Below are 10,184 nucleotides of genomic sequence, written 5' to 3'. Positions count from 1 at the left end.
CGGCGCCCCGGGCAGCCGGTGCAGCCCGGACGCCTCCGCCAGCTCGACGACGGCGGTGTCCCCACGGACCGCGTAGGACGCCGTCACCGGCGCCCCGGTCGGGCCGCGCGCCGGGACCCGCACCCGGCGGAACCCGGCGGCGACGGCCGCGTCGACCGTGCCGTCGCCGCCGTCCGCCACCGGAAGCTCCTGCACCACAAGGGAAGGGTGGGCGTCGGCGAGGCCGGAAGCCACCGCCGACGCCACCTCGGCCGCGGTCAGCGACCCCTTGAACTTGTCCGGCGCGACAAGGACCTTCACACGCTCGCCTTGAACGCCCGCCAGTCGCCGACCTCCGTGATGTCCCGCAGGGCGACGTGCGAGGTGTAGGGCCGGCGCAGCAGCATGGCGAACGCCGAACTGCCGTCGGCCAGCTCGACCACGCCCAGCTCCAGCTCATGGGGTTCGGACGGGAGCACCTTGTCGCGCAGGTCGTCCAGCGAGACGTCGTACACCTCGCCGACCACCTCCGCGCCGCCGTGCGACACCGGGTACAGCGCCGGGCACTGGTCGCCGACCGCGTAGAACCGGTACTTCGGCGCGGTCTTCGCCGTCGAAACGAACGGCGAGCCGTCAAGCAGGTGGTGCAGCGGTTCGCCGCGCATGGCACCGCCGTTGAAGAACATCAGGGTCACCGGAACTCCTTAGCGGAAGAGGGCTTCGACGCCGTCGACGGCGAAGTACACCGCGAACACCAGCGCCAGCAGGGAAAGCAGCCAGCCGGCCTCGCGCCACTTGCCGCGGCCGATCTTGATCAGCACGAACGCGATCAGGCCCGCGCCGACGCCGTTGGTGATCGAGTAGGTGAACGGGATCAACGCAGCGGTCAAGAACACCGGGATCGTGTAATCCGGGTCGTGCCACGGGATGGTGCGGCACTGCGCGACCATCATGCCGCCGATGACGACCAGCGCGGGCGCCGCCGCCTGGGCCGGCACGACCCCGGCGAGCGGGGTGAACAGCAGCGTCCCGGCGAACAGCAGCCCGGTGACGACGCTCGCGAGGCCCGTCCGGGCGCCTTCACCGACCCCGGCGGCGGACTCCAGGAACACCGTGTTCGGTGACGAACCCGTGACGCCGCCGGCGATCGCGCCCGCGCCGTCGACCAGCAGGATCCGGCCCATCCGCGGCACCTTGCCGTTCTTCGACAGCCCGGCCTCGTCCGAGACGCTGGTGATCGTGCCCATGGCGTCGAAGAACCCGGACAGCACCAGCGTGAACAGGAAGACCGTGGCCGCGAGCGCTCCCGCGGAAGCGAACCCGCCGAACAAGTCGATGTGGCCGAAGAGCCCGAAGTCGGGTGCGGCGACGACGTGGTCGGGCAAGGCCGGGGTGGTGAGGCCCCAGCCGCCGACGCCGAACACCTGGTGCAACACCACGGCGAACACGGTGGAGACCCCGATGCTGATCAGCACCGCGCCCGGAACCTTGCGAGCCATCAGCACGATCATCAGCAGCAGACCGAAGCAGAACACGACGATCGGCCAGCCGTGCAGGTGCCCGCTCGCCCCGAGGCGCACCGGGACCGTGGTCTGCGCCGAGTCCGGCATCCGGGTCACGAACCCGGCGCTGACCAGCCCGACCAGGGCGATGTAGAGCCCGATCCCGACGGTGATCGCCATCTTGAGCGGCCGCGGGATGGCGTTCATGATCCGCTCGCGGACGCCGCTGACCGCCATCAGCACGATGCACACGCCTTCGAGCACGACCAGCCCGAACGCCTGCGCCCACGTCATCGACGGCGCCATCTGGAAGGCGACGATGCCGTTGATGCCGAGTCCGGCGGCCAGCGCGAGGGGCGCGTTGCCGACGACTCCCATCAGGATGGTCATCACCGCGGCGGCGAGTGCCGTCGCCGTGGTCACCTGCGCGGCCGAGAGCCGGGCGCCGGTGATGTCGGCGGAAGCGCCGAGGATGAGCGGGTTCAGCAGCACGATGTAGGCCATCGCGACGAACGTCGTGACGCCGCCGCGGACTTCGCGGCCGACGGTGCTCTGCCGGGCCCGCAGCTCGAACACGCGGTCCAAGAGCGTGCGGCGTGGGGGTTCGGGTACTTCGTCGAGGTCGGGTTCGTGGATCTTCGCCTGGGTCATGCGTCCTGCCCTTGCCGGTGGGTGTGCTCGGCCAGGCCAAGGCACCACACCGTGCCTGGGCGAGCGGGACGTTCGTTGGGGGTTTGCTCCGGTCAGCTGGCCTTGTGGGTCAGTGGTTCGGCGGGTCAGTAGTCGGTGCGGTCGCTCTTGTCGAGCCAGGCCGCGAACGGCGCGAATCCGTCCTTTGCGGACAGTCGCGTGACGGGGACCGTCCAGGTGTCGCGCGGACGGTCGAAAAGTTCGTAGAAGGCGCGGTCGTCGAAGCCGGCCTTGGCCGCGTCGTCGCGGTCGGCGGCGAAGAGGACCTTGTCGACGCGCGCCCACAGCGCCGAGGACAGGCACATCGGGCACGGCTCGCAGCTGGACACGAGCACACAGCCGTCGAGTTTGAACGTGCCGAGTGCCTGGCACGCCGCGCGGATCGCGACGACCTCGGCGTGCGCGGTCGGGTCGAGGTTCGCGGTGACGCGGTTGACGCCGGTCGAGACGATCTCGCCGTCCTTCACGATCAGCGCGCCGAAGGGCCCGCCGCCGTTCGCGACGTTGGTCTCCGCGATGCGGACGGCTTCGTCGAGCCACTCCTGCTCGACGGAAATCGACGTGGTCATCTCAGACTCCTGTGATGTGCTCGGGACGGATGGGGACGCGCGGCAGCTCGAGGCCGGTGGCCGCGCGGATGGCGTTGGCGATCGCCGGCGTCGCGGAGATCGTGGGCGGTTCCCCGACGCCGCGGACGCCGTAGGGCGCGTGCGGGTCGGGCCGCTCGAGGACGTCGACGCGCATCGGCGGCATGTCGAGGATGGTCGGGATCAGGTAGTCGGTGAACGACGGGTTCCGCACCTTGCCGTCTTTGACCAGGATCTCTTCCATCACGGCGAGGCCGAGACCTTGCGCCGAGCCGCCCTGGATCTGGGCGACGACGGCGTCGGGGTTCATCGCCTTGCCGACGTCCTGGGCGCAGTCGAGCTGGACGACCTTGACCAGGCCGAGGTCCAGGTCGACGTCGACCACCGCGCGATGCGCCGAGAAGCCGTACTGCACGTGGGCGTCGCCCTGGCCGGTCTCCGGGTCGAGCGGGTAGGTCGGGCGGTGGTGGAACTCGCGGGTCTCCTCGATCGCCGTCTCCCCCAGCAGCTCGGCCAGGTCCGCGACGACTTCGCCGTCGGCGGCGACGACCTTGCCGCCCGTCAGGGACATGCCTTCCGAGGGCCTCCCGAGCCGGGCGTAGACGGCCTCGGCGACCGCGCGGCAGGCGTTGCGGACCGCGCCACCGGTGACGTAGGTCTGGCGTGACGCCGAGCTGGAGCCGGCGTCCCCGACGCTCGTGTCGGCCGGGTGCACGCTGACGCGCGTCAGGCCCAGCTCGGTGCGGGTGATCTGCTGCTGCAAGGTCACGAGCCCCTGGCCGACCTCGGCCGCCGCGGTGTGCACCATCGCCACCGCCTCACCGCCGAGCACCTCCAGGCGGACGCGGGCGGTCGAGTAGTCGTCGAGACCTTCGGCGTAGGAGATGTTCTTGATCGTGACGCCGTAGCCGACCCCGCGGACGACGCCTTCGCCGTGCGTGGTGTTGGACGCGCCGCCGGGCAGCTCGCGGATGTCGCGCTCGCCGGTGGGGTCGGGCGGCAGCGGCAGGTCGCGGACCCGCTGGACCAGCTCGGCGACCGGCGCCGGGAAGTCCACCACCTGGCCGGTGACCACAGTGGACCCTTCGCCCAGCGCGTTCAGGATCCGCAGCTCCGCCGGGTCCATGTCCAATGCGGACGCCAGTTTGTCCATTTGGGACTCGTAGGCGTAAGTCGGCTGGACCGCGCCGAGTCCGCGCATCGCGCCGCAGGTCGGGTTGTTCGTGTAGACGCCCCAGCCCTCGATGTGCGCGTTCGGCACGTCGTAGGGGCCGACGCTGAGCGTGGTGCCGTTGCCGACCACGACCGGGGTCTTGGACGCGTACGCGCCGCCGTCGAAGTACATCTTCGCCCGGACGTAGACGATCTTGCCATCGCGGGTGGCGCCGTGCTCGTAGTACATCTTCGCCGGGTGGCGGTGGACGTGCCCGAAGAACGACTCGAGGCGGTTGTAGCTCATCTTCACCGGGCGGCCCGTGCGCAGGGCGAGCATGCACGAGTGGATCTGCATGGACAGGTCCTCGCGGCCGCCGAACGCGCCACCGACGCCGGACAGCGTCAGCCGCACCTTCTCCAGCGGCAGGCCCAGCGCCTTCGCCGTCTGGCGCTGGTCGACGTGCAGCCACTGGGTGGCCAGGTAGAGGTCGACGCCGCCGTCCTCGGCCGGCACCGCGAGCCCGGACTCCGGCCCGAGGAACGCCTGGTCCTGCATGCCGATCTCGTAGACGCCGGACACGACGACGTCCGCGGTCGCGGCGGGATCGCCCTTGACGATCCGCTGGTGGCGGACCAGGTTCCCGTCCGGGTGCAGCTTCGGCAGGGTGTCGTCGTGGGCCGCGCGCTCGGGGTCGGTGATCGGCTCGAGGACGTCGTACTCGACGACGATCTCCTTGAGCGCCTGCCGCGCGATCTCCGGGTGGTCGGCCGCGAGGATCGCGATCGGCTCGCCCTGGTAACGGACCAGGTCCGCGGCCAACGCCGGGGTGTCCTGGTACTTGAGGCCGTAGACGTTCTCGCCGGGTACGTCCTCGTGGGTCAGCACCGCGTGCACGCCGGGCTGGGCCAGCGCGCGGGAGACGTCGAGGCGGACGATCCGGGCGTGCGGGTGCGGGCTGCGCAGGGTGGCGCCCCACAGCATGTCCTCGTGCCACAGATCCGATGAGTAGGCGAACTCGCCGCGGACCTTGAGCGTGCCGTCGGGCCGCAGCGGGCTTTCGCCGATGCCGCCGGTGATCGTGTCGTGCAGCTCCTGCGGGGAGCGAGCCGGCGCGCTCATCGGACGGCCTTCTTCGCGGCCGCGTCGCGGACGGCGTCGAGGATCTTCTCGTAGCCGGTGCAGCGGCAGAGGTTCCCCGCGAGGGCCTCGCGGATTTCGACGTCGCTGGGGTCCGGGACGCGCTCGATCAGGTCGTGCGCGGCCACGAGCAGGCCGGGTGTGCAGAACCCGCACTGGACGGCGCCCTGTTCGACGAACGACTCCTGCACCGGGTCGAGATCGTCTCCGGAAGCGAGCCCTTCGACCGTGACGACCTCACGGCCCTCGGCCTGTCCGGCCGCGACCAGGCACGCGCACGCCGGGACGCCGTCGAGGTAGACCGTGCACGAGCCGCATTCGCCCTGCTCACAGGCGTTCTTCGAGCCCGGGAGGCCGAGCCGCTCGCGCAGCACGTAGAGCAGGCTTTCGCCTTCCCAGACGTTGTCCGCCCGGCGGTGCTCGCCGTTGACGGTGACGTTCACGCGCACTTCGCGCTCCCTCCGCAATATTCGGTCCAGGCCCAGGTCAGCGTCCTTCTCGCCATGACCCCCAGGGCATGGCGCCGGTAGGCCGCGCTCCCCCGGACGTCGTCGATCGGCGACGCGGCCGCGGCGACCAGGTCGCCGAAGCGGCGTTTCACCGAGTCGTTCAGCGCCTTCGGGGTGTCCCAGTCCAGCTCGCCGGCCAGGAACTCCTCGGCGTCGAGGGCCCGGCGCGGGGTGGGCGCGGCCGAACCGACGCCGGTGCCGACGCGCTTTTCGGCGGGGTGCAGCGCCAGCCCGAAGGCGGCGACCGCGATGACCATGGCGTTGCGGGTGCCGATCTTGCTGAACTGCTGCGGCCCGGTGGCCGGTGCCAGCAGCACGGACGTGATCAGCTCGTCCGGCTCCAGGACGTTCTTCTTCACCCCGACGTAGAAATCCTTCGCCGCCACGAGCCGGGTGCCGCGCACCGAGGCGATCTCGACCTCCGCGTCGGCGGCCAGGAGCGCCGGGTGCGCATCGCCCGCAGGCGAAGCCGCGCCCAGATTGCCGCCCACGGAACCGCGGTTGCGGATCTGCGGGGACCCGACGGTCCGCGCGGCCATCGCCAGGCCGGGCAGCTTTGCGCCGAGCTCGGCGATGATCCGGGTGTAGGGCACGGCCGCGCCGAGCCGGATCCGGCCGCCGTCGGTGCCGTGCTCGTGGAGCTCGGCGACGCGGCCGAGGTCGAGCAGGGCGCCGGGACGGCGGTGGTCGAAGTTGAGCTCGACCATCACGTCCGTGCCGCCGGCGATGGGGACCGCACCGGGGCTCGCGGCCTTCGCGGCGAGCGCGTCGGCCAGCGTGGCGGGTCGGAGGAATTCCACTGTGGACGTCCTTTCGGGGCTGCTTCGTGAAGAAGTACACACGCTGAGGTGTGGCCGGGACCACGGCAAAACCCCTGAAAGAAGGGTGAATTTACGGCCCGCGTTTGTACTTTCCGACAACAGCCTTCGTGAGCGCGCGGAAAGGCCGCCGTACGAGGTCAGGGTCTCGTACGGCGGCCTTTGGTCACGCAGGTGTTACGCGGGCTCGAACTCCTTGACGGCGTCGAGGGCGGCACCCATGGCGGCGTTGCCCTCACGTTCGATCATGATCTCCACCAGGACCGGCCGGCTGGTCCGCTCGGCCTCCTTGCGAGCCCACTCCAGAGACGTCCGGATCTCGGCCGGCTCGTGCACGCGGGTGCCCGAACAGCCGTAGGCCTCCATGATCTTGACGTTGTCCGTGCCGTTCGAGTCGTAGTGGATGTCGACCTCGAAGTTCATGTCGTACCCGGTCTCGGCCTGGCGGATCAGGCCGAGGTACTCGTTGTTGAGCATGATCAGCACGAACCCGACGTCGTACTGGGCGGCCACCGCCAGCTCCTCGACGAGGAACTGGAACGAGTAGTCGCCGACCACGCCGACGACTTCGGCTTCGGGGCGCGCCTTCTTGACGCCGATCGCCGCCGGGATCTCCCAGCCGAGCGGGCCGGCCTGGCCGCAGACCTGGTAGTGGCGCGGCTTGTGCGCCTTCTGGAACTGGCCCGACCAGATCTGGTACAGCCCGATCGCGGTGACGAAGTACGTGTCCTCGCCGAAGGTTTCGTTGATCTCCTTGAAGACCCGCGGCGCCTTGATCGGCAGCGTGTCGAAGTCGTCACGCCGGGGAAGCGCTTCCTTCAGCTCCGCGATCCGGCCGACCCACTCGCGGCGCGGCTCCGGCGCACGCTCGTCCAACGCCACCAGGAGGGCGTCGAGGAATTCGCGCGTGTCCGCGACGACCCCGAGGTCCGGACCGAACACCTTGCCCAGCTGCGTGGGCTCGATGTCGACGTGGATGAACTTCCGCTCACCGCGGTACACCGACAGCTCGCCGGTGTGCCGGTCACCGAACCGCGCGCCCAGCGCCAGCACCAGGTCCGCCTCCAGGAAGGCGGCGTTGGCCCAGCGCTGCGACGTCTGGATGCCGGCCATCCCGGCGAACAGCTCGTGGTCCTCGGGGAAGCTGCCCTTGCCCATCAGCGTCACCTGGACCGGGACGTCGAGGCGTTCCGCGGCGGCGCGCAGCTGCTCGCTCGCCTCGCCGAGGACGACCCCGCCACCGGCCAGAATGAGGGGACGCTCGGCGGCCAGCAGCATGTCGAGGGCCCGCCCGACCCGCGCCGGCGCCGGCTTCACGGCCGTGACCGGCAGCGGCGAGTCGATCGACGAGTCCCATTCGATGTCCTGCTTCTGGACGTCGATCGGGAGGTCGATGAGGACCGGTCCGGGGCGGCCCGAACGGGCGACCCGGAACGCCTCGCGGAAGATCCACGGCAGCTGCGCGGCCTCCTTGACCTGCACCGCCCACTTCGTCACCGGCTTGGCGATCTCGACGATGTCAACGGCCTGGAAGGCCTCCTGGTGCAGCTTCGTCGTGGCCGCCTGGCCGGTGATGCAGATCATCGGGATCGAGTCCGCGTGCGCGGTGTAGAGCCCGGTGATCATGTTCGTCCCGGCCGGGCCGGACGTGCCGATCGCGACGCCGACGTTCCCGTTCGTCCGGGCCCAGCCGTCGGCCATGTGCGTCGCGCCCTCTTCGTGGCGGACGATCAGGTGCTCGATCGCCCGGCCTTGTAGGGCGTTATACAGCGGCAGGATGGCGGCGCCGGGGCAGCCGAAGACGGTGTCGACGCCTTCGCTTTCCAAGACGTCGACGACCGCTTGCATGGCGGGGATTCTGGGCATGTCACACCTCCGCCGGGACGCGGCCCGACAACTGTTCGACGACCTTCAGCAAGGCCGAGTGGTCCAGGGAGCCGTGGCCCATGGCGCGGCCGGCGGCGACGAGCTGCGCGACCAGCCCGGTGAGCGGGAGCGCGACGTCGGCCTGCCGGGCGGCGGCCAGCGCGATCCCCATGTCCTTGTGGTGCAGGTCGATCCGGAACCCGGGCGCGAACTGACGCTCCACCATGGACTTGCGCTTGAGCTCGAGGATCCGGCTGCCCGCCAGTCCCCCGGCAAGCACGTCCAGCCCCCGCAAAGCGTCCACACCGGACGCTTCGAGCAGCACGATCGCCTCGGCGACCAGACCGTAGATCCCGCCCACGACGAGCTGGTTCGCCGCCTTCACGACCTGGCCCGCGCCGTGCGGGCCGACGTGCACGACGGTCTTGCCGAGCGCGTCGAACACCGGCTTCGCGGCCTCGAAGTCTTCTGCGGATCCGCCGACCATGATGGACAGCGACGCCTGCTCGGCGCCGGCCTGACCACCCGACACGGGAGCGTCCAGAACGCGGATCTTCTTGTCCCGCGCGGCTTCCGCGATCGCGATCGACGTCTCGGGCCGGATCGTGCTCATGTCGATCACCAGCGCGCCGGGCTCGGCGGAGTCGAGGACCCCGCCCGTCGCCAGCACGACCTCCTCGACCTGCGGGTGGTTCGGCAGCATCGTGACCACGACGTCCGCGCCGGCCACGGCGTCCGCGACACCGGTCGCGGCCCGTCCGCCCGCGGCCTCGAGCTTCTCCCCCGCGGCGGGGGTGACGTCGTAGCCGCTGACCTCGTGCCCGGCCGCGACCAGGTGCGCGGCCATCGGGGCGCCCATCACGCCCAATCCGATGAATCCCAGTTTCATGCTCGTCCCCTTCGGGTTTTCGGCAGCCAGTTCAGCGACGTGACGGTGTCGGGCTCCGGGACGTACTCGATCCCGACGAACCCCGAATATCCAGCCCGCTCGAGCTTCGCGAGGTGACCTTCGATGTCGAGGGACCCGGTGCCGGGCTGGTGCCGGCCGGGTGCGTCGGCGATCTGCACGTGCCCGATCCGGGCGAGATGCGTCGTCGCCAGTGCGTCCAGGTCGTCGCCGTTGACTGCCAGGTGGTACAGGTCGGCCAGCAGCCGCACGTTTTCGCGCCCGAGGTCGTCGAGCACGGCCACGGCGTCCGCGGCGGTCTTGAGCGGGTAGCGGTCCGCGCCGGAGAGCGGTTCGAGGACCAGCTGTGCGCCGATCTTCGCGGCGGCCTCCGCGGCCGTCGCGAGGTGGACCAGCGCCAGGTCGTCCTGCTTGACCGGGTCTTCGCCGTCGAGCCGGTTGCCGTAGAGCGCGTTGAAGCTGCGGCAGCCGGTGCGTTCGGCGATGCCGAGCGCGACGACGAGGCTGTCGGCGAACTCGGCCTCGCGGCCGAGCCACGACACCAGGCCCCGCTCCCCCGCCGCCATGTCGCCGGCGAAGAAGTTCAGCCCGCGCAGCCGGGCGCCGTCCAGGCTCTGCACGAAGGCGTCCACCTCGTCGCGCGCGGGGACCGCGGTGTCGAACGGCCACCAGTACTCGACGTCGGTGAACCCGGCCTCCCGCGCGGCCGCGGCCCGCTCGAGGAGGGGGACCTCCTTGAACAGGATCGACAGGTTGGCGGCGTACGGCAGGGAGTGCCCCTCGTCTGGCATCGCGACCTCAAATTTCGCTATCCGGAATCTTTCTTTCGCATATCGAGAATAGCTGCTCAAGCGGCGCGGGGTCAACGGGCGAACGCGCGACGGCGACGAGCGTCGCCGAGCCGCAGGCAGGGCGCCGGGCCGCGCCCCTCTGGCAGGAAGCCGGCGTGGAGCTCAACCCGGCCATGCGCCGGGGCAGCCGCCGGCCGGCCAACTGGAAGTGATCACGCGAGTCGTCATCTGCCGGAGCAGCG

Annotated in this window: 10 protein-coding genes; all 10 read right to left on the bottom strand. The window is 70.8% G+C overall.

What is annotated here, in order from left to right; all coding sequences use genetic code 11:
• The coding region (locus AB0N03_RS25890) for a glycerate kinase (RefSeq protein WP_364376723.1) at positions 1 to 300 on the bottom strand (300 nt) is incomplete at its 3' end.
• Positions 297 to 674 (bottom strand): gamma-glutamylcyclotransferase, encoded by a 378-nt coding sequence (locus AB0N03_RS25885; RefSeq protein WP_364376722.1) that lies wholly within the window; start codon positions 672 to 674, stop codon positions 297 to 299. The genes AB0N03_RS25885 and AB0N03_RS25890, both read right to left, overlap by 4 nt.
• A gap of 9 nt (positions 675 to 683) precedes the next feature.
• Positions 684 to 2,132 (bottom strand): NCS2 family permease, encoded by a 1,449-nt coding sequence (locus tag AB0N03_RS25880; protein WP_364376720.1) that lies wholly within the window; start codon positions 2,130 to 2,132, stop codon positions 684 to 686.
• A gap of 125 nt (positions 2,133 to 2,257) precedes the next feature.
• A complete protein-coding gene (locus AB0N03_RS25875) occupies positions 2,258 to 2,740 on the bottom strand; it encodes a nucleoside deaminase (RefSeq protein WP_364376717.1) in 483 nt (160 codons plus the stop codon).
• 1 nt (position 2,741) lies between these two features.
• The gene (pucD, locus tag AB0N03_RS25870; protein WP_364376715.1) at positions 2,742 to 5,033 is read right to left on the bottom strand and encodes a xanthine dehydrogenase subunit D; all 2,292 of its coding nucleotides are present in this window, start codon (positions 5,031 to 5,033) and stop codon (positions 2,742 to 2,744) included.
• The gene (locus AB0N03_RS25865) at positions 5,030 to 5,500 is read right to left on the bottom strand and encodes a (2Fe-2S)-binding protein (protein WP_364376712.1); all 471 of its coding nucleotides are present in this window, start codon (positions 5,498 to 5,500) and stop codon (positions 5,030 to 5,032) included. The genes pucD and AB0N03_RS25865 overlap by 4 nt, the downstream gene beginning before the upstream one ends.
• The gene (locus AB0N03_RS25860) at positions 5,491 to 6,360 is read right to left on the bottom strand and encodes an FAD binding domain-containing protein (RefSeq protein WP_364376709.1); all 870 of its coding nucleotides are present in this window, start codon (positions 6,358 to 6,360) and stop codon (positions 5,491 to 5,493) included. The genes AB0N03_RS25865 and AB0N03_RS25860 overlap by 10 nt, the downstream gene beginning before the upstream one ends.
• A gap of 195 nt (positions 6,361 to 6,555) precedes the next feature.
• A complete protein-coding gene (gcl, locus tag AB0N03_RS25855; protein WP_364376706.1) occupies positions 6,556 to 8,244 on the bottom strand; it encodes a glyoxylate carboligase in 1,689 nt (562 codons plus the stop codon).
• 1 nt (position 8,245) lies between these two features.
• The gene (locus AB0N03_RS25850; protein ID WP_364376703.1) at positions 8,246 to 9,133 is read right to left on the bottom strand and encodes a 2-hydroxy-3-oxopropionate reductase; all 888 of its coding nucleotides are present in this window, start codon (positions 9,131 to 9,133) and stop codon (positions 8,246 to 8,248) included.
• Positions 9,130 to 9,942, bottom strand: a complete 813-nt coding sequence (locus tag AB0N03_RS25845; protein WP_364376700.1) for a TIM barrel protein — start codon at positions 9,940 to 9,942, stop codon at positions 9,130 to 9,132. Before AB0N03_RS25845 ends, AB0N03_RS25850 begins: the two co-directional genes overlap by 4 nt.
• Between the last annotated feature and the right edge of the window lie 242 nt (positions 9,943 to 10,184).

Origin of the sequence: Amycolatopsis sp. NPDC051061 (assembly GCF_040682935.1) — a bacterium.
Classification (GTDB): Bacteria; Actinomycetota; Actinomycetes; order Mycobacteriales; family Pseudonocardiaceae; genus Amycolatopsis.
This window is presented reverse-complemented; position numbering and strand designations above follow the sequence as displayed.